We start from the raw sequence: 25,177 nt of genomic DNA on the forward strand, positions 1-25,177 counted from the left end.
CGGCTGGACTGCGCAATTGAGTGAGAACCATGCCAAAACGTACAGACTTGAAAAGCATCCTGATTCTTGGTGCCGGCCCGATCGTCATCGGCCAGGCCTGCGAATTCGACTACTCCGGCGCCCAGGCCTGCAAGGCTCTGCGCGAAGAGGGTTACCGCGTCATCCTGGTTAACTCCAACCCGGCCACCATCATGACCGACCCGGACATGGCCGACGCCACCTACATCGAACCGATCAAATGGCAGACCGTGGCCAAGATCATCGAGAAGGAGCGTCCGGACGCCGTGCTGCCGACCATGGGTGGCCAGACTGCCCTGAACTGCGCCCTGGACCTGGAGCGCGAAGGCGTGCTGGCCAAGTTCGGCGTGGAAATGATCGGTGCCAACGCCGACACCATCGACAAGGCCGAAGACCGTTCGCGCTTCGACAAGGCCATGAAATCCATTGGCCTGGCCTGCCCGCGCTCGGGCATCGCCCACAGCATGGAAGAAGCCAACGCGGTACTCGAGAAGCTCGGCTTCCCGTGCATCATTCGTCCTTCGTTCACCATGGGCGGCACCGGTGGCGGCATCGCCTACAACCGTGAAGAATTCGAAGAAATCTGCGCCCGTGGTCTGGACCTGTCGCCGACCAAGGAACTGCTGATCGACGAATCGCTGATCGGCTGGAAAGAGTACGAGATGGAAGTGGTCCGCGACAAAAAGGACAACTGCATCATCGTCTGCTCGATCGAGAACTTCGACCCGATGGGCGTGCACACCGGTGACTCGATCACCGTCGCACCGGCGCAGACCCTCACCGACAAGGAATACCAGATCCTGCGCAACGCCTCCCTGGCGGTCCTGCGCGAGATCGGCGTGGAAACCGGCGGTTCGAACGTGCAGTTCGGTATCTGCCCGAACACCGGCCGCATGGTCGTCATCGAGATGAACCCGCGCGTGTCACGTTCCTCGGCGCTGGCTTCCAAGGCCACCGGTTTCCCGATCGCCAAGGTCGCGGCCAAGCTCGCCGTTGGTTACACCCTCGACGAACTGCAGAACGACATCACCGGCGGCAAGACCCCGGCGTCCTTCGAGCCGTCGATCGACTACGTCGTCACCAAGCTGCCACGCTTCGCCTTCGAGAAATTCCCCAAGGCCGACGCACGCCTGACCACCCAGATGAAATCCGTGGGTGAAGTCATGGCCATCGGCCGGACCTTCCAGGAATCCCTGCAGAAAGCCTTGCGCGGCCTGGAAGTGGGCGTCTGTGGCCTGGACCCGAAAGTCGACCTGAGCAGCCCTGAAGCCAGCGGCATCCTCAAGCGCGAACTGACCGTGCCGGGCGCCGAGCGCATCTGGTACGTCGCCGACGCCATGCGCGCCGGCATGAGCGTGGACGCTATCTTCGACCTGACCATGATCGACCGCTGGTTCCTGGTGCAGATGGAAGACCTGATCAAGGAAGAAGAGAAGGTCAAGACCCTGGGTCTGGCCGATATCGACAAGGCCTTGATGTTCCGTCTCAAGCGCAAGGGCTTCTCCGATCAGCGCCTGGCCAAGCTGCTGGGCATCACCGACAAGAACCTGCGTCGCCACCGCCACAAGCTGGAAATCTTTCCGGTCTACAAGCGCGTCGACACCTGCGCCGCCGAGTTCGCCACCGACACCGCCTACCTGTACTCCACGTACGAGGAAGAGTGCGAAGCCAACCCGTCGGACCGTGACAAGATCATGATCCTGGGCGGTGGTCCGAACCGTATCGGCCAGGGCATCGAGTTCGACTACTGCTGCGTTCACGCGGCCCTGGCCCTGCGCGCCGACGGGTACGAGACCATCATGGTCAACTGCAACCCGGAAACCGTCTCCACCGACTACGACACCTCCGACCGTCTGTACTTCGAGCCGTTGACGCTCGAAGACGTGCTGGAAGTGGTACGCGTCGAGAAGCCCAAGGGTGTCATCGTCCAGTACGGTGGCCAGACCCCGCTGAAACTGGCCCGCGCGCTAGAAGAAGCCGGCGTGCCGATCATCGGCACCAGCCCTGACGCCATCGACCGCGCCGAAGACCGCGAGCGCTTCCAGCAGATGGTCCAGCGCCTGAACCTGCTGCAGCCGCCGAACGCCACTGTGCGCAGCGAAGAAGAAGCCATTCGTGCTGCCGGCACCATCGGTTATCCGCTGGTCGTGCGTCCTTCCTACGTGCTGGGCGGCCGTGCCATGGAAATCGTCTACGAGCTGGACGAGCTCAAGCGCTACCTGCGTGAAGCCGTGCAGGTGTCCAACGACAGCCCGGTGCTGCTCGACCACTTCCTCAACTGCGCCATCGAGATGGACGTGGACGCGGTGTGCGACGGGACCGACGTGGTCATCGGCGCGATCATGCAGCACATCGAGCAGGCCGGCGTTCACTCCGGTGACTCGGCGTGCTCGCTGCCACCGTACTCGCTGCCGGCTCACGTGCAGGACGAAGTGCGCGAGCAGGTCAAGAAGATGGCCCTGGAGCTGGGCGTTATCGGCTTGATGAACGTGCAGCTGGCCTTGCAGGGCGACAAGATCTATGTGATCGAAGTCAACCCGCGTGCCTCGCGTACCGTGCCGTTCGTGTCCAAGTGCATCGGCACCTCGCTGGCGATGATCGCGGCGCGCGTCATGGCCGGCAAGACGCTGAAGGAAATCGGCTTCACTCAGGAAATCATTCCCAACTTCTACAGCGTCAAGGAAGCGGTGTTCCCGTTCGCCAAGTTCCCAGGCGTCGACCCGATCCTCGGCCCGGAAATGAAATCCACCGGTGAAGTGATGGGCGTCGGCGACACCTTCGGCGAAGCCTTCGCCAAGGCCCAGATGGGCGCCAGCGAAGTATTGCCAACCGGCGGCACCGCGTTCATCAGTGTTCGCGACGACGACAAGCCGCTGGTGGCAGGCGTCGCTCGCGACCTGATCGCCCTGGGCTTCGAAGTGGTCGCCACCGCAGGCACCGCGCGCGTCATCGAAGAAGCCGGGTTGAAAGTACGTCGCGTGAACAAAGTGACCGAAGGCCGTCCGCACGTGGTCGACATGATCAAGAACGACGAAGTCACCTTGATCATCAACACCACCGAAGGTCGTCAATCGATCGCCGATTCTTACTCGATCCGTCGCAACGCCTTGCAGCACAAGATCTACTGCACCACGACCATTGCCGCTGGCGAAGCGATCTGTGAAGCGCTGAAGTTCGGTCCGGAAAAGACCGTGCGCCGTTTGCAGGATCTCCACGCAGGACTCAACGCATGATCAAGTATCCAATGACCGTCCAGGGCCATCGCGCCCTGGAGCAAGAACACGAGTTTCTCAGCAAGACCGAGCGTCCGCGCTTGAGTCAGGCCATCGGTGAGGCGCGCGAATTGGGCGACCTCAAGGAAAACGCCGAATACCATGCCGCCCGCGAGGAGCAGGGCATGGTCGAGGCACGTATCCGCGACATCGAAGGCCGTTTGCAGAATGCTGTGGTGATCGACGTCACCACGATTCCGAAAACCGGCAAGGTGATCTTCGGCACGACTGTGGAAATCGCCAATGTCGAGACCGACGAGCGCGTGAAGTACAAGATCGTGGGAGAAGACGAGGCCGACATCAAGGGCGGCAAGCTGTCCCATGGCTCGCCCATCGCACGTGCCCTGATCGCCAAGGAAGAGGGCGATGTGGTCACGGTGAAGACGCCCGGTGGCGTGATCGAGTATGAGATTGTCGAAGTCGCCCACATTTGATCGGCCGCAGTCCCGGCAGGTGAGCGCCGTCATCTGGCAACTGACCCAGACGCTTTGGGTCGGTGGCCTGTGGATGCTGCATTTCGGTGTGCTGCCAGCGCTGGTCAAGGTTGGCCTCGCTCCGCTGCTGGTGGAAGATATCGGTAGCCAGACTGGCTCCATGCTGATGGGTTTCGCCGGTTTCTGCGCGGTGCTGCAACTGCTGTTGCTGGCACGATTGCAGGGTGCGGCGTGCCTTGTGCGCGACGCGCGCGGGCAGCTGTTGTGGGCGGTATTGGTGGCGTGCGCGGCGTATTTCGCCGTGGCCTGGATGCTGGCCGATGCAGTGCGCTGGCAGTTGTTGTGCTATCTGGTGGCGGGCGTTACCGGCCTGGTGCTGGTGGTGCAGCCGGTGCCCTCGAGGGCGCGCAGGGCGCGACCTTGAGGATCGGCATGAGCATCAGCGGAATCGATGCACGTTCGACAGCTGCTTGTTCACTTGCGGGTTCTTGCGGTAAACCAGTGCCATCTTGCCGATGACCTGGACCAGATCGGCACGGCCGACCTTGCACAGTTCGGCAACGGCTTGCAGGCGTTGTTCGCGGTCGAGGATGTTGAGTTTGATCTTGATCAGCTCGTGATCGCTCAAGGCGCGTTCGAATTCTGCTAAAACACCTTCAGTCAAACCGTTGTCGGCAACCATCAAAACCGGCTTGAGATGGTGACCAATCGATTTGTACTGTTTCTTCTGCTCCTGAGTGAGCGGCATAATCTGACCCTTCATCTGATCTTGTAAAAAGCGGCGGCCAGTTTACCCGAGCGCCCTCGGCTCCGCCCAGTTAATCACGACCCGTTATTCGAGGTGCCCCGTGGCCCGTTCCAAGACAAGCCTCAATTGGCTGAAAGAACACTTCAACGATCCCTACGTCAAAATGGCGCAGAAAGACGGGTATCGTTCGCGTGCAAGCTACAAGCTGCTGGAAATACAGGAACGCGACCGCCTGATCCGTCCCGGCATGAGCGTCATCGACCTGGGCGCAGCGCCCGGCGGCTGGTCCCAGGTGACCAGTCGTCTGATTGGTGGCCAGGGTCGCCTCATTGCGTCCGACATCCTGGAAATGGACAGCATCCCCGATGTCACCTTCATTCAGGGCGATTTCACCGAAGACGCGGTGTTGGCGCAGATCCTGGCAGCCGTCGGCAATTCGGAAGTCGACCTTGTGATTTCCGATATGGCCCCCAATATGAGTGGACTGGCCGCAGTCGACATGCCTCGTGCGATGTTTCTCTGCGAGCTGGCGCTCGACCTGGCCAGCCGGGTCCTGCGTCCGGGCGGTGATTTCCTGATCAAGGTCTTCCAGGGTGAAGGCTTCGACGTGTATCACAAGACCGTTCGGCAGATGTTCGAGAAGGTACAGATGCGCAAGCCTTCCTCGTCCCGTGACCGCTCCCGCGAGCAGTACCTGCTGGCCCGCGGTTTCAAGGGTGTGGAAAAGCCGGACCAAGAGGTCTGAGGCTGTCGATAGCTTTTATTAAATGGCGCGGCATGCTGAGCATAAACGAAGATTACGCAGTCAAAGTTTCACAAAAGGTTACAGACGCCGCCTGCGGAGCCGCAGGCAATGTAGTAAGTTTGGCCGGTGAACATCATGCGAAGCACGCCTGCGCGGGTTGCGGGTAGCAGGCTTCAGAGGGTAGCGAATTGAACGATATGGCAAAGAATCTGATCCTGTGGTTGATCATCGCCGCCGTCCTGGTGACGGTCATGAACAACTTCTCCAGCCCCAACGAGCCGCAGACCCTCAACTATTCCGACTTCATCCAGCAGGTGAAGGACGGCAAGGTAGAACGCGTGGCGGTCGATGGCTATGTCATCACCGGCAAGCGCACTGACGGCGATGCCTTCAAGACCATCCGCCCGGCCATCCAGGACAACGGCCTGATCGGCGATCTGGTGGACAACAAGGTCGTGGTCGAAGGCAAGCAGCCTGAACAGCAAAGCATCTGGACCCAGCTCCTGGTGGCCAGCTTCCCGATCCTGGTGATCATCGCGGTGTTCATGTTCTTCATGCGCCAGATGCAGGGCGGAGCGGGCGGCAAGGGCGGCCCGATGAGTTTTGGCAAGAGCAAGGCGCGCCTGCTGTCCGAAGATCAGGTCAAGACCACCCTGGCTGACGTCGCCGGTTGCGACGAAGCCAAGGAAGAAGTCGGCGAGCTGGTCGAGTTCCTGCGCGACCCAGGCAAGTTCCAGCGCCTGGGCGGTCGTATCCCTCGTGGCGTGCTGATGGTCGGCCCGCCCGGTACCGGTAAGACCTTGCTGGCCAAGGCCATCGCCGGTGAAGCCAAGGTTCCGTTCTTCACCATTTCCGGTTCGGACTTCGTCGAAATGTTCGTCGGCGTCGGTGCCAGCCGTGTGCGTGACATGTTCGAGCAAGCCAAGAAGCATGCGCCCTGCATCATCTTCATCGACGAAATCGATGCCGTGGGTCGTCATCGTGGCGCTGGCATGGGTGGCGGTCACGACGAACGCGAGCAGACGCTCAACCAGTTGCTGGTCGAGATGGACGGTTTCGAAATGAATGACGGGATCATCGTCATTGCTGCGACCAACCGTCCTGACGTACTCGACCCTGCGCTGCTGCGTCCAGGCCGCTTCGACCGTCAGGTCGTGGTAGGGCTGCCGGACATCCGTGGGCGCGAGCAGATCCTCAAGGTCCACATGAAGAAAGCGCCTTTGGGCGACGACGTGAACCCTGCTGTCATCGCTCGCGGCACGCCAGGCTTCTCCGGTGCCGACCTGGCCAACCTGGTCAACGAGGCCTCGCTGTTCGCTGCCCGTAATGGCAAGCGCCTTGTCGAGATGAAAGAGTTCGAACTCGCCAAGGACAAGATCATGATGGGCGCCGAGCGCAAGACCATGGTCATGTCCGAGAAGGAAAAGCAGAACACTGCCTATCACGAAGCGGGCCACGCCATCGTCGGTCGCGTCGTGCCTGAGCACGATCCGGTCTACAAGGTCTCGATCATTCCCCGTGGTCGTGCCTTGGGTGTGACCATGTTCCTGCCTGAAGAGGATCGCTACAGCCTCTCCAAGCGTGCGCTGATCAGCCAGATCTGCTCGCTGTATGGCGGCCGTATCGCCGAAGAGATGACCTTGGGCTTCGATGGCGTCACCACCGGTGCCTCCAACGACATCATGCGTGCCAGCCAGATCGCCCGGAACATGGTCACCAAGTGGGGCCTGTCGGAGAAACTCGGCCCATTGCTCTACGCCGAAGACGAAGACCAGGGCTACCTGGGTCGTGGCGGCGGTGGTGGCGCAGCAGCCGTATCGGGTGAGACCGCCAAGGTGATCGACTCCGAAGTGCGCAGCATCATTGACCAGTGCTACGGCACGGCCAAGCAGATCCTCACTGACAACCGAGACAAGCTGGACGCGATGGCAGATGCACTGATGAAGTACGAAACGATCGATGCCGATCAGATCGACGACATCATGGCCGGCCGTACGCCACGTGAGCCTCGCGACTGGTCTGGTGGTGGTTCGGGTCCTTCGGGCACCACCATCGCACCGGATCCGCGTCCTGAGACACCCATCGGTGGTCCAGCGGCCGAAGTCTGAAACAGACGTCTCGCGCTTGATACCTAAGGTTTGACATGACCCCTTCGCAATACCCCACTCGGTTGCCTTGCGGCAACCGAGTTCTCGATCTGACCCAGACGCACGTCATGGGTATCCTCAATATCACTCCCGACTCTTTCTCCGATGGCGGCCGGTTCAACCAGCGCGATCTTGCCCTGCGTCATGCGCAGGCAATGGTCGAGGCGGGTGCGACCCTCATCGACATCGGTGGCGAGTCGACACGTCCGGGTGCTCGCCCGGTCTCCGTGGTCGAAGAGCTGGAGCGTGTCGCGCCATTGGTCGAAGCGATCAGCCGCGAACTCGATGTGATCATCTCCGTTGACACGTCCACTCCGGCCGTCATGCGCGAAAGTGCACGGCTTGGCGCTGGCCTGATCAACGATGTGCGTGCGCTACGCCGTGACGGCGCGCTGGACGCTGCGGCGGCCACCGGCCTGCCGGTTTGCCTGATGCACATGCAGGGCGAGCCTGGCACCATGCAGGATCATCCCCATTACGACGACCTGTTGGGCGAGGTGTCGAGCTTTTTGCTCGAACGAATGCAAGCCTGCGCTTCGGCAGGCATCCCGGCTGAGCGTATACTCCTCGACCCAGGCTTCGGCTTCGCCAAATCGCATGCGCACAACCTGAGCCTGTTCAAGCATATGCAGGCACTGCATGCGCTCGGGCGGCCCTTGCTGGTGGGCGTTTCGCGCAAGAGCATGGTTGGCCTGGCCCTGAACAAGCCCGTGACCGAGCGCCTCAACGGCAGCTTGGCCCTGGCTGCCCTGGCGATGACCAAGGGGGCAAAGATCCTGCGCGTCCACGATGTGGCCGAAACGATCGATGTCGTTCGGATGATCGCCGCCGTTGAAGCGGCCGAATAAGAATTACGGAGTACTTATGAGCAGGAAATATTTTGGCACCGACGGCATTCGTGGCCGTGTCGGCGAGTACCCGATCACCCCTGACTTCATGCTCAAGCTGGGCTGGGCGGCGGGCATGGCGTTCCGCAAGATGGGCGCCTGCCGCGTACTGGTCGGCAAGGACACGCGCATCTCCGGCTACATGTTCGAGTCCGCGCTGGAGGCCGGCTTGTCAGCGGCTGGCGCCGACGTGCTGCTGCTTGGCCCGATGCCAACGCCTGCCATTGCCTACCTGACGCGCACGTTCCACGCCGAGGCCGGTATCGTCATCAGTGCCTCGCACAATCCGCACGATGATAACGGCATCAAGTTCTTCTCCGGTCAGGGCACCAAACTGCCTGACGAAGTCGAATCGATGATCGAAGAGCTCATGGATGCACCCATGACCGTGGCCGAGTCCAGCAAGCTGGGCAAGGTTTCACGCATCAACGACGCGGCTGGTCGCTACATCGAATTCTGCAAGAGCAGTGTGCCCACCACCACCGATTTCGCCGGTCTCAAACTGGTGATCGATTGTGCACATGGCGCCACTTACAAAGTTGCCCCGAATGTTTTTCGCGAGCTGGGTGCGCAGGTTACGGTGCTGTCCGCAGCGCCCGACGGCCTGAACATCAACGACAACTGTGGCTCCACCCACATGGAAGCGCTGCAGGCTGCCGTACTGATCGGGCACGCGGACCTGGGCATCGCTTTCGACGGTGACGGCGACCGCGTCCTGATGGTCGACCATACCGGCGCTATCGTCGATGGCGACGACCTGCTGTTCATCATCGCCCGCGACCTTCAGGAGCGCGGCAAGCTGCATGGCGGCGTTGTGGGGACGCTGATGAGCAACCTGGGGCTGGAGTTGGCCTTCAAGGATCTCTCCATCCCGTTCGTACGCGCCAGCGTCGGTGACCGCTACGTCATGGCCGAGCTCAAGGAGCGTGATTGGCAGCTGGGCGGCGAGAATTCCGGGCACATCGTGTGCTGCCATCACACCACCACGGGTGACGCGATCATTGCTGCGTTGCAGGTGCTGCTGGCCCTCAAGCGTCGTGATGAAACCCTTGCCCATGCCCGCCAAGGGCTGCGCAAGTGCCCTCAGGTATTGGTCAACGTGCGCTTCGCCGGTGGCGACGTCAATCCGGTCGAGCATCCGTCGGTCAAGGAGGCGTGCGAGCGCGTCACCCAGGCCATGGGTGGCCGTGGGCGGGTGCTGTTGCGCAAGTCCGGTACCGAGCCGTTGGTGCGGGTAATGGTCGAAGGCGACGACGAAAAGGTCGTGCGTGGCTATGCCGATGAGCTTGCCAGACTGGTGAGTGAAGTTTGCGCCTGAATACGGCTTGCCAGTGAACGTTGCGTTGGGTAACATCTGCGCCCACTTTGATCGACGAGGTACAGCATGCGTCGCCCCATGGTAGCTGGTAACTGGAAAATGCATGGTACCCGCGCCAGCGTCGCTGAGCTGATCAAGGGTCTGTCTGATCAGTCCTTGCCCGACTCTGTCGAGGTTGCGGTGTTCCCACCTCTGCTGTTCATCGACCGTGTGGTCGAGGGTCTGCAGGGGAGCAAGGTCGCCGTCGGTGCTCAAAACTGCGCGGTTCAGGCCGAGCAGGGTGCGCTGACCGGTGAAACGGCTTCGAGCCAGTTGGTCGATGCCGGGTGTTCACTGGTACTGATCGGCCATTCCGAGCGTCGCCAGGTCATCGGCGAAGGTGAACAGCAGCTGATCGAGAAATTCCGCGCCGCGCAAGCGGCCGGCCTGACGCCAGTGCTGTGCATAGGGGAAACCCTGGAAGAGCGCGAAGCCGGTCAGACATTGGATATTGTAGGTCGTCAGCTGGGCAGTGTGGTTACAGCCCTGGGTATCGAAGCGTTCACCCGTGCGGTGATCGCCTACGAACCGGTCTGGGCCATTGGCACCGGGCTGACGGCCACGCCGCAACAGGCTCAGGATGTGCACGCTGCCATCCGCGCCCAGTTGACGGCAGAAGATGCCAAGGTCGCACAAGCTGTGCGGCTGTTGTACGGCGGTAGCGTCAAAGCGGCCAATGCGGCCGAACTGTTCGGCATGCCGGATATCGATGGGGGCCTGATTGGTGGTGCTTCCCTGAATGCAGATGATTTCGGTGCGATCTGTCGCGCCGCGGGAAACTGAGAAAATGCTGGAAACAGTCGTAGTCGTTCTTCATCTGTTGGGTGCCCTGAGCGTCGTCGCTCTGGTTTTGCTGCAACAGGGTAAAGGTGCGGACGCTGGCGCGTCGTTCGGGGCAGGTGCATCAAATACTGTCTTCGGAAGCCAAGGTTCCTCTACCTTTCTTAGTAAGTTTACTGCTATACTTGCCGCCTGTTTCTTCATAACCAGCTTGGGGTTAGGTTACTTTGCTAAAGAGAAAGCTCAACAGCTGACTCAAGTAGGTTTGCCAGATCCAGCGGTTATCGAAGCACCACGGCAGAAGCCGGCTACAGATGATGTTCCGGTGCTTCAAGAGCAAAAGACCGATGCGGCTCCTGCTGCTGACGTTCCTCAGGCTCAAGAGCAAAAATGATTCTCGAAAGAGCATCAGGGTTACAAAAGCGGTAAGGGTTTCAAACGTTGTATTGCCGAGGTGGTGGAATTGGTAGACACGCAACCTTGAGGTGGTTGTGCCCATAGGGTGTAGGGGTTCGAGTCCCCTTCTCGGTACCAATTAGTAATCAGGAGAGCCCGCTGTTGCGGGCTTTCTTGTCGGTGGAAGCTTGGATTGACCCAAAACGGGTTCGGTCGTATACTTTCGCCCCAGCTTTGTCGCGGGATGGAGCAGTCTGGTAGCTCGTCGGGCTCATAACCCGAAGGTCGTTGGTTCAAATCCAGCTCCCGCAACCAGTTTTAGCAAGGCCCCTTTTCAAAGGGGCTTTTTGTTAGCTGGACAGTTCTTAGCGCCGGTATTCAACGGCGTATCCGGGATGGGCGCTTCGCCCATTTTTTATTTGCACAGCATGCACGAGGGGGTTCAGGTGTCGAGCAAGCTAGAACAGTTGCAGGCCTTGTTGGCCCCGGTGGTCGTGGCCCTAGGCTATGAATGCTGGGGTATTGAGTTTTCGGCTCAAGGCCGCCATTCACTTTTGCGTGTCTATATCGATAAAGAGGGCGGCGTGCTGGTGGACGACTGCGCCATCGTCAGTCGCCAGCTCAGTGGTGTGCTGGATGTCGAAGATCCCATCACGGTCGAATACACCCTTGAAGTTTCTTCTCCAGGCATGGAACGCCCGCTGTTCACCATCGAACAGTTTGCAGCGTACGCCGGAGCACAAGTAAAGATAAAGCTGCGCGCGCCTTTCGAAGGACGACGCAACTTTCAGGGCCTTCTCCACGGTGTGGAGGATCAGGATGTCGTGATTCGAGTAGACGAACACGAATTCCTGCTGCCGATCGATTCGATCGACAAGGCCAATATCATTCCCAGTTTTGACTGAGACGTGCCAGATACTGCGGGTCCCGCGGATCCAATGGCTTGCGAAAGGCGAGGCGTACGATGAGCAAAGAAGTACTGCTGGTTGTTGAGTCGGTATCCAATGAAAAGGGTGTACCGGCAGGCGTAATATTCGAAGCGCTGGAGATTGCTCTGGCGACCGCGACCAAGAAACGCTTCGAAGACGAAGTGGATCTTCGCGTGGAAATCAATCGCCACACCGGCTCCTATGAAACCTTCCGTCGCTGGACGGTCGTCGAGGAAGCCGATCTGGACGATCCGGCCATCGAAACCTGGCCGAGCAAGGTTGTATTGACCCATCCCGAAGCCAAGGTGGGTGACGTCATCGAAGAGAAGATCGACTCCATCGAGTTCGGTCGTATCGCTGCACAGACCGCCAAGCAGGTCATCGTGCAGAAAGTTCGCGAAGCCGAGCGCGCCCAGGTGGTCGACGCTTACCGCGAGCGTCTGGGCGAGATCATCTCGGGTACGGTCAAGAAAGTGACCCGTGACAATGTCATCGTCGACCTGGGCAACAACGCCGAGGCCCTGTTGGCTCGGGAAGATATCATTTCGCGGGAAACCTTCCGTGTCGGTGTGCGCTTGCGTGCACTGCTCAAGGAAATCCGTACCGAAAACCGTGGTCCTCAACTGATTCTTTCGCGCACCGCGCCGGAAATGCTCATCGAGCTGTTCCGCATCGAAGTGCCGGAAATCGCTGAAGGCCTCATTGAAGTCATGGCCGCATCCCGTGATCCGGGTTCGCGCGCCAAGATCGCCGTTCGCTCCAAGGACAAGCGCATCGACCCGCAGGGTGCCTGTATCGGCATGCGCGGATCGCGTGTGCAGGCTGTGTCCGGCGAGTTGGGCGGCGAGCGCGTCGACATCGTCCTCTGGGACGATAACCCGGCACAGTTCGTCATCAATGCCATGTCCCCGGCGGAAGTCGCGGCCATCATCGTCGACGAAGACGCCCATGCCATGGACATCGCCGTGGGCGCCGACAACCTGGCTCAGGCCATCGGTCGTGGCGGTCAGAACGTGCGTCTGGCCAGCCAGTTGACCGGCTGGACACTGAACGTGATGACCGAATCGGACATCCAGGCCAAGCAGCAAGCGGAAACCGGTGACATCCTGCGCAACTTCATCGACGAGCTGGAAGTCGATGAAGAACTGGCCCAGGTACTGGTTGACGAAGGTTTCACAAGCCTGGAAGAGATTGCCTACGTACCGTTGGAAGAGATGCTCAACATCGACGGCTTTGACGAAGATATCGTCAACGAGCTTCGCGCTCGGGCCAAGGATCGCTTGTTGACCAAAGCCATCGCTACAGAGGAAAAGCTGGCAGACGCCCATCCGGCCGAAGACCTGCTCTCGCTTGAGGGTATGGACAAGGATTTGGCGATGGAACTGGCGGTGCGCGGCGTAGTTACCCGCGAAGACCTGGCCGAGCAGTCGATTGACGACCTGCTCGACATCGACGGCATTGACCAAGATCGTGCCGGCAAGTTGATCATGGCCGCCCGAGCCCATTGGTTCGAGTAATTGGCGCGGCCTGAGGAGAGAAGTGCATGACGCAAGTCACGGTGAAAGAATTGGCCCAAGAGGTCGCCGCACCGGTAGAGCGCCTGCTTCAGCAGATGCGTGAGGCAGGTCTGCCGCACACCGACGCCGGACAAGTTGTGACCGACAATGAGAAGCAGGCTCTGCTGGCTCATTTGAAAAGCAGCCACAAGGCGAAAGCGGAAGAACCGCGCAAGATTACCTTGCAGCGCAAGACCCAAAGCACCCTGCGTGTGGCCGGTAGCAAGAGCATCAGCGTAGAAGTACGCAAGAAGAAAGTATTCGTTCAGCGCAGCCCGGAAGAAATCCAGGCCGAACAGAAGCGTGAGCTCGAAGAGCGTCGCGCAGCGGAAAATGCTGCCCGTCAGAAGGCTGAGCAGGAAGCCCGTTCGCGTGCCGAAGAAGAAGCACGCAAGCAGCCTGGCAGCACCGTTCAGACGGACGCCCCTGCCGCACCGGCACCAGCTCCATCGGCACCGAGCGTCGATGTGGCTGCCGTTGCTCCGGCACCGGCGCCCGAGCGCAAGAAGGAAGAGCCCCGTCGCCCCGACAAGCCGCGCAACGACGACCGTCGCAGCGGCAGTGGCAACAGTGATGGCGAGCGCAAGAACCAGCCTCACCGTGCCACCGTCAAGGAGAAGGCTCCGACTCCGCGCGCCGCGCCTCGTACCACCGACGAAGAAAGCGATGGCTTCCGTCGTGGCGGTCGTGGCAAGGGCAAGCTGAAGAAGCGCAACGCCCACGGCTTCCAGAGCCCTACCGGTCCTCTGGTGCGTGACGTGAAAATCGGCGAGACCATCTCTGTCGGCGATCTCGCTGCGCAGATGTCGGTCAAGGCTGCCGAGATCATCAAGTTCATGTTCAAGCTGGGCACTCCGGCCACCATCAACCAGGTGCTGGATCAGGAAACTGCTCAGCTGGTTGCCGAGGAGCTGGGCCACAAGGTGACCCTGGTCAGCGACACCGCCCTGGAAGATTCCCTGGCCGAATCGCTGAAGTTCGAAGGTGAAGCCTTCGCTCGTGCTCCGGTCGTGACCGTCATGGGCCACGTTGACCACGGCAAGACCTCGCTGCTCGACTACATCCGTCGTGCCAAGGTCGCTGCTGGCGAAGCCGGCGGCATCACTCAGCACATCGGTGCCTACCACGTCGAAACCGAGCGTGGCATGGTCACCTTCCTCGACACCCCGGGCCACGCCGCGTTTACCGCGATGCGTGCCCGTGGTGCCAAGGCGACGGACATCGTGATCCTGGTGGTCGCGGCGGACGACGGCGTGATGCCGCAAACCATCGAAGCCGTTCAGCATGCGAAAGCCGCTGGCGTGCCATTGGTGGTCGCGGTGAACAAGATCGACAAGCCGGGTGCCGACCTGGACCGTATCCGCAGCGAGCTGTCGGTTCACGGCGTCACTTCCGAAGAGTGGGGCGGCGACACCCCGTTCGTACCGGTTTCGGCCAAGCAGGGTACCGGCGTCGACGAATTGCTCGAAGCTGTGTTGCTGCAGGCTGAAGTACTGGAATTGACCGCAACGCCTTCGGCTCCTGGCCGTGGTGTGGTCGTCGAATCGCGCCTGGACAAGGGCCGCGGTCCGGTAGCCACCGTGCTGGTTCAGGACGGTACGCTGCGTCAGGGCGACATGGTGCTGGTCGGTTCGAACTACGGCCGTGTACGGGCCATGCTCGACGAGAACGGCAAGCCGATCAAGGAAGCCGGTCCGGCCATCCCGGTCGAGATCCTGGGCCTTGACGGTACCCCGGATGCTGGCGACGAGATGAGCGTGGTTGCCGACGAGAAGAAAGCCCGTGAAGTGGCTCTGTTCCGTCAAGGCAAGTTCCGCGAAGTCAAGCTGGCCCGTGCTCACGCCGGCAAGCTGGAAAACATCTTCGAGAACATGGGCCAGGAAGAGAAGAAGACGCTCAACATCGTCCTCAAATCCGACGTCCGTGGATCGCTGGAAGCGTTGCAGGGCGCCTTGAACGGCCTGGGCAACGACGAAGTGCAGGTGCGTGTGGTCGGTGGCGGCGTCGGTGGTATCACCGAATCCGATGCCAACCTGGCCCTGGCTTCGACAGCGGTACTGTTCGGCTTCAACGTGCGGGCCGATGCTGGCGCGCGCAAGATCGTCGAGCAGGAAGGTCTGGATATGCGTTACTACAACGTGATCTACGACATCATCGAAGACGTCAAGAAAGCCCTGACCGGTATGCTCGGCAGCGATGTTCGCGAGAACATCCTGGGTATCGCCGAAGTGCGTGACGTGTTCCGTTCGCCGAAGTTCGGTGCGATCGCCGGCTGCATGGTCATCGAGGGTGTGGTCTTCCGCAACCGTCCGATCCGTGTACTGCGCGAAGACATCGTGATCTTCGAAGGCGAGCTGGAATCGCTGCGTCGCTTCAAGGACGATGCGTCCGAAGTGCGTGCCGGCATGGAATGCGGTATCGGCGTCAAGAGCTACAACGACGTCAAGGTCGGCGACAAGATCGAAGTCTTCGAGAAAGTCCAAGTGGCTCGTACCCTCTAAGCCGCGACCTCCAGGAACCGGTCCGGCCACAGCCGGGCAGGTTCTAAACGCAACGCCCGATCCGGCCCAGCCTGATCGGGCGTTTGCCGCTCTAGTTACAGGTAATGAAACATGGCAAAAGAATACAGCCGTACCCAGCGCATCGGCGATCAGATGCAGCGCGAACTGGCGCAACTGATCCGTCGCGAAGTCAAGGATCCACGCGTCGGCCTGGTCACCATCACGGCGGTGGAAGTCAGCCGCGATGTCGGCCATGCCAAGGTGTTCATCACCGTGATGGGTCAGGACAGCGCTGCCGATATCGCCCAGAGCATCAAGGTGCTGAACTCGGCCGCCGGCTTCCTGCGCATGCAGTTGGCCAAGGAAATGAAGCTGCGCAGCGTGCCGCAACTGCATTTCCACTACGACGAAAGCGTGAGCCGTGGGGCTCATCTCTCGGCGTTGATCGAGCGTGCCGTGGCCGAAGACAGCCAGCATCACGCAGACGATTCGGCCGAAGAGTCCAAGGAGTAATCCCGGTGGCTCAGGTCAAGCGTATCCGTCGCAACGTCAGTGGCATCATCCTGCTGGACAAGCCACTGGGGTTCACTTCCAACGCCGCTTTGCAGAAAGTGCGCTGGCTGCTCAATGCCGAGAAGGCCGGTCATACCGGCAGTCTCGACCCCTTGGCTACCGGCGTGCTGCCGCTGTGCTTTGGCGAGGCGACCAAATTCTCCCAGTACCTGCTCGACTCCGACAAGGGCTATGAGACATTGGCCCAGTTGGGGAAGACCACGACCACGGCCGATGCCGAGGGCGAGGTTCTGCAGACCCGCGAGGTGACCGTCGGTCAGTCCGACATCGAAGCCGTGTTGCCTCGATTCCGCGGGCAGATCAGCCAGGTACCGCCGATGTACTCGGCGCTCAAGCGTGACGGCCAGCCGCTCTACAAACTGGCGCGTGCCGGTGAAGTAGTGGAGCGCGAGCCGCGTTCTGTTACTATTGCGCGGCTCGAATTGCTTGGCTGCGAGCAGACCACCGCGCGGTTCGCCGTGGACTGCAGCAAAGGCACCTACATTCGGACCCTGGTCGAGGACATCGGCGAGGCGTTGGGGTGTGGTGCGTACGTCGCCGAGCTGCGTCGGACCCAGGCGGGCCCGTTCAGCCTGGCGCAAACCGTGACGCTCGAAGAGCTTGAAGCGGTGCATGCCGAGGGCGGAAACGAGGCGGTGGACAAGTTCCTGCTGCCATCGGACAGCGGCCTGCAGGATTGGCCACTGCTGCAGTTCTCGGAGCACAGTGCGTTCTACTGGCTTCATGGCCAGCCGGTAAGGGCTCCGGAAGCCCCCAAGTTCGGCATGGTGCGGGTACAGGATCACAATGGTCGCTTCATCGGTATCGGTGAAGTGAGCGAAGACGGGCGCATTGCGCCGCGTCGCTTGATTCGGTCGGAATGACCGATCCCGGTCGTCACGGTGTTCGTGACGGCTGGTCGAGGACGGCTGTCAACAGGCACGGTCGCACCTCTTCTCATGAATACAGGGTTCTGCCCTGGCCTGTTGGACACTGCATGCAGTGCCCTTGATAGTGGAGATGCCTCATGGCTCTTAGCGTTGAAGACAAAGCTCAAATCGTTGCCGACTACCAGCAAGCCGTTGGTGATACCGGTTCGCCAGAAGTGCAGGTTGCACTGCTGACGCACAACATCAACAAGCTGCAGGGTCACTTCAAGGCCAACGGCAAAGACCACCACTCGCGTCGTGGTCTGATCCGCATGGTCAACCAGCGCCGCAAGCTGCTGGACTACCTGAAGGGCAAGGACGTCACCCGTTACAGCGCCCTGATCGGTCGTCTGGGTCTGCGTCGCTAATAGCGGCTCGACACGCGGTGACAAGCGTGGTTCGCCATGTTCGCAGGCCTGGGCACAAGCTCGGGCCTGCGAGGGCGCCACGCGCAATCCTGAGGTTGGTTGTCTGTCGTACCCCAGCGGGTTTCTCGCAGGGGCGGGCAGGCTCCCAGCCTCAAGTTGTATCTGGACGGTCAACGGGGCCGATTCCCCGCTCTGCCCAAGAATTTCGCAAGAAACCAGTTCCCCCAAGAGCCAACAGAAGGTAGGAAACCGTGAACCCGGTAATCAAGACGTTTCAATTCGGTCAATCGACCGTAACCCTCGAAACGGGCCGCATTGCCCGTCAAGCCTCCGGCGCCGTACTGGTCACCGTCGATAACGACGTGACTGTGCTGGTCACCGTGGTAGGTGCCAAGCAAGCCGATCCAGGCAAAGGCTTTTTCCCGCTGTCCGTGCACTACCAGGAAAAGACCTACGCTGCCGGCAAGATCCCCGGTGGTTTCTTCAAGCGTGAAGGCCGTCCTTCCGAGAAAGAAACTCTGACCTCGCGTTTGATCGATCGCCCGATCCGCCCCCTGTTCCCAGAAGGCTTCATGAACGAAGTGCAGGTCGTCTGCACCGTCGTTTCCACCAGCAAGAAAACCGATCCGGACATCGCTGCGATGATCGGTACCTCGGCAGCCCTGGCCATTTCCGGCATTCCGTTCGACGGTCCGATCGGCGCTGCGCGCGTGGCTTTCCACGAGAGCACTGGCTACTTGCTGAACCCGACCTACGAGCAGCAGCAGGCGTCGAGCCTGGACATGGTCGTGGCCGGTACCAAGGACGCCGTGCTGATGGTTGAATCGGAAGCCAAAGAGCTGACCGAAGACCAGATGCTGGGCGCTGTGCTGTTCGCCCACGACGAGTTCCAGTCGGTCATCAAGGCCGTTGGCGAGCTGGCTGCCGAAGCCGCCAAGCCTACCTGGAGCTGGACGCCAAAAGCCTGGAACACCGAGCTGCTCGGCGCGATCCGTGGCGAATTCGGCGACGCCGTTTCCCAGGCCTACACCATCACCGTCAAGGCCGATCGCTACGCCAAGCTGGGCGAGCTGCGTGAGCAGGTAATTGCCAAGTTCTCCGGCGAAGAAGGTCAGCCGACCGCAGCCGAAGTGAAGGAAATCTTCGGCGAGATCGAGTACCGCACCGTTCGCGAAAACATCGTCAACGGCAAGCCACGCATCGATGGTCGCGACACCAAGACCGTGCGTCCGCTGAACATTGAAGTCGGTGTACTGCCCAAGACCCACGGTTCGGCCCTGTTCACCCGTGGTGAAACCCAGGCGCTGGTCGTCGCGACCCTGGGCACCGCCCGCGACGCACAGTTGCTGGACACCCTGGAAGGCGAGAAGAAAGACCCCTTCATGCTGCACTACAACTTCCCTCCGTTCTCGGTGGGCGAGTGTGGTCGCATGGGCGGTGCAGGCCGTCGCGAAATCGGTCACGGCCGTCTGGCCCGTCGTTCGGTACAGGCCATGCTGCCCGCCGCCGACGTGTTCCCGTACACCATCCGCGTGGTATCGGAGATCACCGAGTCCAACGGTTCAAGCTCCATGGCGTCGGTCTGCGGTGCTTCCCTGGCCCTGATGGACGCCGGTGTGCCGATGAAGGCGCCGGTGGCCGGTATCGCCATGGGTCTGGTCAAGGAAGGCGAGAAGTTCGCCATCCTGACCGACATCCTGGGTGACGAAGACCACCTGGGCGACATGGACTTCAAGGTCGCCGGTACCGCCAAGGGCGTCACTGCGCTGCAGATGGACATCAAGATCAACGGCATCACCGAAGAGATCATGGAAATCGCCCTGGGCCAGGCCCTGGAAGCGCGCCTCAACATCCTCGGCCAGATGAACCAGATCATCGGTACCTCGCGTACCGAGCTGTCGGAAAACGCTCCGACCATGATCGCCATGAAGATCGACACCGACAAGATCCGCGACGTGATCGGCAAGGGTGGCGCAACCATCCGTGCCATCTGCGAGGAAACAAAGGCTTCGATCGACATCGAAGACGATGGCTCGATCAAGATCTTCGGCGAGTCCAAGGAAGCCGCTGAAGCTGCTCGTCAGCGCGTTCTGGGCATCACCGCAGAAGCCGAGATCGGCAAGATCTACGTCGGCAAGGTCGAGCGTATCGTCGACTTCGGTGCTTTCGTCAACATCCTGCCGGGCAAGGACGGTCTGGTTCACATCTCCATGCTCAGCGATGCACGCGTAGAGAAAGTGACCGACATCCTCAAGGAAGGTCAGGAAGTCGAAGTACTGGTACTGGACGTGGACAACCGCGGCCGTATCAAGCTGTCCATCAAGGACGTTGCTGCTGCAAAGGCCTCGGGCGTCTAAACCCGCAGGTGTGAAGAAAGAGCCCTTCAGGGCTCTTTTTTTTCGCCTAGAGTTCACTAAGTAGCGGTTGAAACGCTGAAGGCTGCGCAGGTGAAAGATTGAAGTGAGCAGGGAACTTTTGCGGACTTGCAACTTGCACGCAAAAAACTGTACGAGCGTGCAAACTGCACGATAGTGCGGTTTTCATATAATTATAAGTCATTGATTATTAAGGATTTTACAGGGCGAGGCGGGTTGGCATGACGCCTGCAATATCCCTGTCACCTGCGACCAAGACATTAAATGGTCGCAGACCTTTTCAAAAAACAGGAGTGAATCGTATGAAGAAGTTCGCTATTGCTGCCGCTACTGCTACCGCGCTGACCCTGACCATGGCCAACGCTGCTTTCGCTCAACAGTCCACCCAGGCTCCTATGGTGGTTGCTGCTGGTGAAGTTACTCACGCCAAAGAAGCAACTTCCGACACTTGGATCACCACCAAGGTCAAATCCGATCTGGTCACCGAGAAAGGCATTCCAGGCACCGACATCAAGGTAGAAACCAACAAAGGCGTGGTTTCCCTGTCGTCGACCGTTGCTGTGACTGAAGCTCAGAAGGCTACTGCCGTGCGTATCACCAAGGCAATTAAAGGCGTGAAAGCTGTCTCCGCCGATGGCCTGAAAGCCGAGTAAGTTTCATGCGAAGGCCACAGGGATGTGGCCACTCAAAGCCCTGACGTAAAACGTCGGGGCTTTTTTATGGGCGCAGAACAGCGGTGAGTTCGTACTCGATCAGTTACGGCTGCTCTCGATCTCCACCAGACGGCTACCGACGAACTTCAAGTACTGACTCATGCCGTTGGACGGTCCGTACACCCATTCTTCGATGGGCAGTTCAACGCGCCGATTGATCGGGCCCGAGCGCTCATAGCCAGTCTGTGCCTTGCTGGTGGGAGCACCACACTTCTGCTCGACCTGAACCGTACGATCATTCAGCGACACCAGAGTGCTGCCGCAGCGCATCGTCGAGGCGGCGCCCGCCGTGTCGCACAGCGCCAGCAACAAAGGCGCGCAGCTCATCCAAATCAACTTGTTCATTCGGCATCCAGATGCAGTGGGGTAATGATGCGTCCGTCTTTTTCAGCCTGACCCAGGGCCGCATCGATGAAGTACACACGCTCGTCAGCCAGTTGGCCCTTATCGACCAGGAAGTCCTTGATGCTGCCCGCGCGCGCCTGACCCAGCTGGCGCAGCAACGCGTTGTTCGACGCCCACGACTTGAGCACTGCTTCACGCAACTTGTCGGCGCGTGCTTTGCTGTCCAGCTGTTGCCATTCCGCCGGCGGCTGGCCTTTGAGTCGCGTGCGGTAGATGGCTTCGAGCATCGGCGGTTTGTCGTCTTCGGGCACCTGCATCTCGGCAGCCGTGGCCGGGACCTTGTCGCCGCGGCGCTGAGCCATCTTATAGTAGGTGCTCTGGTACTCGCGCTCCAGCCGCTGTTGAGCGATGAGCGGACCATCGCTGGCCTGGGCGCTGGTGCCTTCGATTTCCAGGCGCAGGGTCGGACGTTCCTTCAAGGCGGTCGCCAGCTTCATCAGCGCCGCTTGCGCCTCGGCACTGAGCTCATCGGAGCCTGGGCGGAACGACACGGTGCTCAGATCCTGCGACCCACCACCACTGACCAGCCCGCCAATGAACTTGAACGGTGCCTGCGCGGCGCGGACCATGAGATTGCGCAGGGTCTGCCAGACGATCGGCATGACGCTGAACTGGGGGCTGTTGAGGTCGCCACTCACCGGCAGCTCGATGGCGATCTTGCCCTCGGAGTCCTTGAGCAGCGCAATCGCCAGCCGCAACGGCAGATCCACCGCATCGGGGCTGTCGACCTTGTCACCCAACTGCAGTTGTTCCACCAGCAGTTTGTTTTCCGCCTTGAGCTGGCCTTTGGTGATCAGGTAGTGCAGATCCAGATTCAGACGGCCCTTGCGAATGCGATAACCGGCGAACTTGCCCGAGTAGGGCGTCAGCGTGGTCAGTTCCACGCGCTTGAAGCTGGTGGTGATGTCTAAACTGGCCATCGGATCGAAAGGGTTTAGCGCACCGGAAATGGTCACCGGCGCATAGCGATCGACCTTGCCCTGGATGTCGATGCGCGCAGGCTTGGCCTGGCGGTTGTCGATGGTGCCGATGCGCCCGTTGAGTTGCTGGACGGCCGTGGCGAAGTTCGGCGTCAGGCTGAAGTCGGCGAAGTTGGCTGAGCCGTTGTCGATGTCCACGGCGCCGATGCGGATGCCCAGTGGCTTTTCCGAGTTGGCCGGTTTGCCAGCCCGAGCCGGCTCGGCGGCCTGCGCCGGTTGCGGAATCAGCAGGTCGTCGATATTGGTGGTGCGGTCCTCGTTGATCATGAAGCGCGCGTACGGCTGCTGCAATTGGACCCGTTCGATGTCCAGGCGATCGCCGTGGCGATACTCCAGACCGGTCAGGGTCAGGTGCTGCCATTTGACGAAGTCGCGCTCCTTGAGCGTATCGAGCGTGTGCAATTGATCGACTTCGGCGCGACCGGATACGGTCATGGCTAGGGGTTCGGTGCTGGTCAGTTGCACATCGAGATCGCTGTCGAGCATGCCGCTGCGCAGTTCCAGACGAATCAGCGGACTGATGTAGGCCTGCGCGATACGCAGGTCGATGTCCTGAGTGCTGACCTTCATGCGGGCAGCAACCGGCGCCAGACTGACCTCGCCGCTGGCCTGTACACGACCTTGCTTGCCCAGGCCGGTATCGAGCTTGAGGGTGAAGGGCGCGCCGTTGAGGCTGTCGAAGTCATGCAGGTCCAGGTTGAGTGGACCCACGTTCACGGCGACCTCATCGGTAGGCACACGGTCGGCCAGATGCACCTGGTAGTCACGCAGCTGGACATCCTTGAGCAGCACCTGCCAGGGCTTGGCCGGCGAATTCGTCGGTTCTTTGGGTGCTGGCTGCTGCGGTGCCGAGCTGGCGAACAGCTTCTGCCAGTCGAGCTGCCCATCCGCCTCGCGGGCGGCCCAGGTTTCCAGCTTGTGACTGCGTATCCGACCGACACTGACCTGTTGCTTGACCAGGTCGACCGATGTGTCGCTGACGTCCAGGCGCTCGAGTCGAGCCAGGGGACGTCCATCGGGAGCTGCGATCGCGAAGGGCGCGACGCTAAGGGCCACCTTGTCCAGTTTCAGCTCGGTCTGCTTGGCCAGATTGAGGTTGTAATCGGCACTCAAGGTGAACACGCCCTTTTCCAGCACCAACGGCACGCTGTCGCGCACGTACGGCCACCAGACGCTCATCTGCGCATCGGTCACCTTCAGCGATCCCTGGGACGACACCGGGCTCAGGCCGATCCGGCCACGCCAGTCGATACGACCGCCCTGAGGGCTGTTGGCAACCAGGGTCATGTCGGCATGATCGTCTGGCAGCGTGCTGAGGTTCTGCAGCTCCAGATTCATCGAGTCGTATAGAAATTCGATGGGTTGGCTGGGGCGCAGATCCTTGAAATGCAAACGCCCATCGACCAGCTTGATGCTGCCGATGCGCAAGGCGAAGGGCTCGGAAGGCGCGTCCTGCTCGGCAGCGGTATCGCTGGCCGGAAGCTTGAACAGAGCGCTCAGGTTCAGTTTGCCGCTTTTGTCGAACAGTACTTGAGTCTGCGGTCTGTCCAGTTCCACTGCGACCAGATGCAAGGCGCCGGTCCACAGGCTGTCCACTTGCAGGTTGGCGTACAGCCGCTCGAAACCGATCTGTTCGGCGCCAGGCTCGCCGATCTTCAGCCCCCACAGGGTCAGCTCGAGACTGAACGGATTGAACTCCAGCCGCTGCAACTGTGCAGGCACGGTGGAGTAGGCCGCTAGCTGCTGATTGGCTACCCGCAGCGCTACGCCGGGCAGGATCAGGAAACCGAGCATCGCGTACAGCGCAACCAGCGCCACTAGGGTGGCAGCGGTGCGTTTCAATCCTTTGGACATGGAAATGGGGCCATCTGACGTGATCGGAGGTGCTTGGAGTATGGCACGTCAATGTGGTTCCTATGACTCAGCCCGCGTAAGTCATGGAATTTTCACCAGTTGATGTAGGAAAACTAGAAATTCAGAATCAGCGTCTTCAAGGGTGGCTGGCCGTCGCTTGAGGGGAAATCGGCCGCTGGCGCCAGTACCGAACTCTCGCGTACAGGCCGACCGGCTTTCTCGGCGCAGCGCAGCACCTGGTCGCGCCAGTCGTCCAGGTTGACCTTCGCCAGGTTGTTGCAGCAGACCAGTACACCGTTCTCGGCCGTGGCGAGAATCGCTGGTTTGAGCAGGCTCTGATAATCGCGCAGCAGATCGACCGTACCGAATGCACTTTTTGCCCAGGCCGGTGGATCGAGAAAGACCAGATCGTACTGACGCTGCTGCAAGCGCGGGTAGGCGGGCAGCTTCTGGCCTCGGCGCGCGGTGATCGGCAGGCCGGCCAACTGGCGTATGGCCGGGAAATAATCCGACTGGACGAACTGCATGGGCGCAAGCTCCGGGTTCAGCGCCCCGTTCTCGGCACCGACCGCCAGGTTGCCTTCGGCAAAGTCCAGGTTGCACACCTCACGGGCACCGCCTGCCGCTGCACTCAGGCCAACGCCGCAGGTGTAGGCGAACAGGTTCAACACGCTTTTGCCGGCACTGTGCTGCTTGACCCAGCCACGCGCATTGCGCAGGTCGAGAAACAGCAACGGGTCCTGGCCAGGATGACGGCCACGCACGCGATAGTTCAGGCCCCATTCACGTCCAACCAGGTCGACCAGTGCGGCGTCTTCGGCGCGATACACCGAGTCTTCCCGATCGATCCGCGAATTGCCCCGTGACCGGTCGTTGTACACCAGCAGTAGCAGCGTCTGCAGATGCTGCTCGACCGCACCGTGCACGGCCAACAGGTCTTCGCGCTCCAGCGTCTGGTGGAAGCTTTGCACCAGCAACTGTGGGCCATAGCGGTCGACGGTCAGGCCACTGGCCCCTTCCTGGCTGCCGTGGAACAGTCGATAGCAATCGGTACCCTGTTCATGCAATGAGTCGAGCAATGACGAACGAGCGTCGAGGGCGGCGCGCAGCGCCTGGATCAAAGCGGGCATGCACGGCGCCTGACGAAAAAAGGAGGGTGGCAATTCTACCTCAATTGCCCGGTGCTGCGAGGGATCGCACGGTCGCGGCGCTGTCCAGCAGCGTCGCGACC

At 60.6% G+C, this 25,177-nt stretch carries 21 protein-coding genes and 2 tRNA genes; 19 read left to right on the forward strand and 4 right to left on the reverse strand.

What is annotated here, in order from left to right; translation table 11 throughout:
* The first annotated feature begins 29 nt into the window (after positions 1–29).
* From carB to AC788_RS00375, 3 genes are read left to right on the forward strand one after another with little or no spacing between them, the layout of a single operon-like run.
* The gene (gene carB, locus AC788_RS00365) at positions 30–3,251 is read left to right on the forward strand and encodes a carbamoyl-phosphate synthase large subunit (protein WP_049858663.1); all 3,222 of its coding nucleotides are present in this window, start codon (positions 30–32) and stop codon (positions 3,249–3,251) included.
* Positions 3,248–3,724, forward strand: a complete 477-nt coding sequence (gene greA / locus AC788_RS00370; protein ID WP_043190787.1) for a transcription elongation factor GreA — start codon at positions 3,248–3,250, stop codon at positions 3,722–3,724. The genes carB and greA overlap by 4 nt, the downstream gene beginning before the upstream one ends.
* Entirely contained in the window at positions 3,696–4,148 is a 453-nt protein-coding gene (locus AC788_RS00375) for a hypothetical protein (protein WP_049858664.1), read from the forward strand. Before greA ends, AC788_RS00375 begins: the two co-directional genes overlap by 29 nt.
* A 15-nt stretch (positions 4,149–4,163) precedes the next feature.
* Here the strand turns inward: AC788_RS00375 and AC788_RS00380 are convergent, their stop codons facing one another.
* On the reverse strand, positions 4,164–4,472 hold the full coding sequence (locus AC788_RS00380; protein ID WP_049858703.1) for a YhbY family RNA-binding protein: 309 nt from the start codon (positions 4,470–4,472) through the stop codon (positions 4,164–4,166).
* 100 nt (positions 4,473–4,572) lie between these two features.
* On the opposite strand from AC788_RS00380, the gene rlmE reads away from it, so the two are divergent.
* From rlmE to AC788_RS00460, 16 genes are all read left to right on the forward strand, one after another.
* Complete coding sequence (gene rlmE / locus AC788_RS00385) at positions 4,573–5,217, forward strand: 23S rRNA (uridine(2552)-2'-O)-methyltransferase RlmE (protein WP_049858665.1); 645 nt, start codon at positions 4,573–4,575, stop codon at positions 5,215–5,217.
* Positions 5,218–5,414: 197 nt separating this feature from the next.
* Positions 5,415–7,325, forward strand: a complete 1,911-nt coding sequence (gene ftsH / locus AC788_RS00390; protein ID WP_049858666.1) for an ATP-dependent zinc metalloprotease FtsH — start codon at positions 5,415–5,417, stop codon at positions 7,323–7,325.
* A 35-nt stretch (positions 7,326–7,360) separates the two neighbouring features.
* Positions 7,361–8,212 carry a dihydropteroate synthase gene (gene folP, locus AC788_RS00395; protein ID WP_049858667.1) on the forward strand — a complete coding sequence of 284 codons (852 nt, stop codon included), beginning with the start codon at positions 7,361–7,363 and terminating at the stop codon, positions 8,210–8,212.
* A gap of 16 nt (positions 8,213–8,228) precedes the next feature.
* Positions 8,229–9,569: a phosphoglucosamine mutase gene (gene glmM, locus AC788_RS00400; protein WP_049858668.1), complete on the forward strand. Its 1,341-nt coding sequence runs from the start codon at positions 8,229–8,231 to the stop codon at positions 9,567–9,569.
* 66 nt (positions 9,570–9,635) lie between these two features.
* On the forward strand, positions 9,636–10,391 hold the full coding sequence (gene tpiA, locus AC788_RS00405; protein WP_049858669.1) for a triose-phosphate isomerase: 756 nt from the start codon (positions 9,636–9,638) through the stop codon (positions 10,389–10,391).
* Positions 10,392–10,395: 4 nt separating this feature from the next.
* Positions 10,396–10,782, forward strand: a complete 387-nt coding sequence (gene secG, locus AC788_RS21105; protein ID WP_082223522.1) for a preprotein translocase subunit SecG — start codon at positions 10,396–10,398, stop codon at positions 10,780–10,782.
* Positions 10,783–10,836: 54 nt separating this feature from the next.
* Positions 10,837–10,922, forward strand: a tRNA-Leu gene (locus tag AC788_RS00415).
* Between the two features lie 100 nt (positions 10,923–11,022).
* Positions 11,023–11,099, forward strand: a tRNA-Met gene (locus tag AC788_RS00420).
* 131 nt (positions 11,100–11,230) lie between these two features.
* Positions 11,231–11,689 carry a ribosome maturation factor RimP gene (gene rimP, locus AC788_RS00425; protein WP_049858705.1) on the forward strand — a complete coding sequence of 153 codons (459 nt, stop codon included), beginning with the start codon at positions 11,231–11,233 and terminating at the stop codon, positions 11,687–11,689.
* Positions 11,690–11,748: 59 nt separating this feature from the next.
* Positions 11,749–13,230 carry a transcription termination factor NusA gene (gene nusA / locus AC788_RS00430; protein WP_043190771.1) on the forward strand — a complete coding sequence of 494 codons (1,482 nt, stop codon included), beginning with the start codon at positions 11,749–11,751 and terminating at the stop codon, positions 13,228–13,230.
* A 26-nt stretch (positions 13,231–13,256) separates the two neighbouring features.
* Positions 13,257–15,770, forward strand: a complete 2,514-nt coding sequence (infB, locus tag AC788_RS00435) for a translation initiation factor IF-2 (RefSeq protein ID WP_049858670.1) — start codon at positions 13,257–13,259, stop codon at positions 15,768–15,770.
* Positions 15,771–15,881: 111 nt separating this feature from the next.
* Positions 15,882–16,283, forward strand: coding sequence for a 30S ribosome-binding factor RbfA (rbfA, locus tag AC788_RS00440; RefSeq protein ID WP_049858671.1), 402 nt, complete (start codon positions 15,882–15,884; stop codon positions 16,281–16,283).
* Between the two features lie 5 nt (positions 16,284–16,288).
* A complete protein-coding gene (gene truB, locus AC788_RS00445) occupies positions 16,289–17,206 on the forward strand; it encodes a tRNA pseudouridine(55) synthase TruB (RefSeq protein WP_049858672.1) in 918 nt (305 codons plus the stop codon).
* A gap of 143 nt (positions 17,207–17,349) precedes the next feature.
* Entirely contained in the window at positions 17,350–17,619 is a 270-nt protein-coding gene (gene rpsO / locus AC788_RS00450; RefSeq protein ID WP_043190760.1) for a 30S ribosomal protein S15, read from the forward strand.
* A 251-nt stretch (positions 17,620–17,870) separates the two neighbouring features.
* A complete protein-coding gene (pnp, locus tag AC788_RS00455; protein ID WP_049858673.1) occupies positions 17,871–19,976 on the forward strand; it encodes a polyribonucleotide nucleotidyltransferase in 2,106 nt (701 codons plus the stop codon).
* Positions 19,977–20,296: 320 nt separating this feature from the next.
* Positions 20,297–20,647, forward strand: a complete 351-nt coding sequence (locus tag AC788_RS00460) for a BON domain-containing protein (protein ID WP_043190755.1) — start codon at positions 20,297–20,299, stop codon at positions 20,645–20,647.
* 99 nt (positions 20,648–20,746) lie between these two features.
* Here the strand turns inward: AC788_RS00460 and AC788_RS00465 are convergent, their stop codons facing one another.
* The 3 genes from AC788_RS00465 to AC788_RS00475 all read right to left on the reverse strand — a co-directional run bounded on the left by AC788_RS00465 (position 20,747) and on the right by AC788_RS00475 (position 25,076).
* A complete protein-coding gene (locus AC788_RS00465; RefSeq protein WP_049858674.1) occupies positions 20,747–21,052 on the reverse strand; it encodes a DUF2845 domain-containing protein in 306 nt (101 codons plus the stop codon).
* Entirely contained in the window at positions 21,049–23,946 is a 2,898-nt protein-coding gene (locus AC788_RS00470; RefSeq protein WP_049858675.1) for a DUF748 domain-containing protein, read from the reverse strand. The genes AC788_RS00465 and AC788_RS00470 overlap by 4 nt, the downstream gene beginning before the upstream one ends.
* 113 nt (positions 23,947–24,059) lie before the next feature.
* The gene (locus tag AC788_RS00475; RefSeq protein ID WP_049858676.1) at positions 24,060–25,076 is read right to left on the reverse strand and encodes a class I SAM-dependent rRNA methyltransferase; all 1,017 of its coding nucleotides are present in this window, start codon (positions 25,074–25,076) and stop codon (positions 24,060–24,062) included.
* Between the last annotated feature and the right edge of the window lie 101 nt (positions 25,077–25,177).

This window comes from Pseudomonas sp. RIT-PI-a (assembly GCF_001187875.1).
GTDB lineage: Bacteria > Pseudomonadota > Gammaproteobacteria > Pseudomonadales > Pseudomonadaceae > Aquipseudomonas > Aquipseudomonas coleopterorum.

What these genes read in the sequence shown, in the direction of transcription:
- carB (WP_049858663.1), top strand. Translation starts at nt 30, where the DNA reads ATGCCAAAACGTACAGACTTGAAAAGCATCCTGATTCTTGGTGCCGGC.
- greA (WP_043190787.1), top strand. Translation starts at nt 3,248, where the DNA reads ATGATCAAGTATCCAATGACCGTCCAGGGCCATCGCGCCCTGGAGCAA.
- AC788_RS00375 (WP_049858664.1), top strand. Translation starts at nt 3,696, where the DNA reads ATGAGATTGTCGAAGTCGCCCACATTTGATCGGCCGCAGTCCCGGCAG.
- AC788_RS00380 (WP_049858703.1), bottom strand. Translation starts at nt 4,472, where the DNA reads ATGCCGCTCACTCAGGAGCAGAAGAAACAGTACAAATCGATTGGTCAC.
- ftsH (WP_049858666.1), top strand. Translation starts at nt 5,415, where the DNA reads ATGGCAAAGAATCTGATCCTGTGGTTGATCATCGCCGCCGTCCTGGTG.
- folP (WP_049858667.1), top strand. Translation starts at nt 7,361, where the DNA reads ATGACCCCTTCGCAATACCCCACTCGGTTGCCTTGCGGCAACCGAGTT.
- glmM (WP_049858668.1), top strand. Translation starts at nt 8,229, where the DNA reads ATGAGCAGGAAATATTTTGGCACCGACGGCATTCGTGGCCGTGTCGGC.
- tpiA (WP_049858669.1), top strand. Translation starts at nt 9,636, where the DNA reads ATGCGTCGCCCCATGGTAGCTGGTAACTGGAAAATGCATGGTACCCGC.
- secG (WP_082223522.1), top strand. Translation starts at nt 10,396, where the DNA reads ATGCTGGAAACAGTCGTAGTCGTTCTTCATCTGTTGGGTGCCCTGAGC.
- nusA (WP_043190771.1), top strand. Translation starts at nt 11,749, where the DNA reads ATGAGCAAAGAAGTACTGCTGGTTGTTGAGTCGGTATCCAATGAAAAG.
- infB (WP_049858670.1), top strand. Translation starts at nt 13,257, where the DNA reads ATGACGCAAGTCACGGTGAAAGAATTGGCCCAAGAGGTCGCCGCACCG.
- rbfA (WP_049858671.1), top strand. Translation starts at nt 15,882, where the DNA reads ATGGCAAAAGAATACAGCCGTACCCAGCGCATCGGCGATCAGATGCAG.
- rpsO (WP_043190760.1), top strand. Translation starts at nt 17,350, where the DNA reads ATGGCTCTTAGCGTTGAAGACAAAGCTCAAATCGTTGCCGACTACCAG.
- AC788_RS00460 (WP_043190755.1), top strand. Translation starts at nt 20,297, where the DNA reads ATGAAGAAGTTCGCTATTGCTGCCGCTACTGCTACCGCGCTGACCCTG.
- AC788_RS00465 (WP_049858674.1), bottom strand. Translation starts at nt 21,052, where the DNA reads ATGAACAAGTTGATTTGGATGAGCTGCGCGCCTTTGTTGCTGGCGCTG.
- AC788_RS00470 (WP_049858675.1), bottom strand. Translation starts at nt 23,946, where the DNA reads ATGTCCAAAGGATTGAAACGCACCGCTGCCACCCTAGTGGCGCTGGTT.
- AC788_RS00475 (WP_049858676.1), bottom strand. Translation starts at nt 25,076, where the DNA reads ATGCCCGCTTTGATCCAGGCGCTGCGCGCCGCCCTCGACGCTCGTTCG.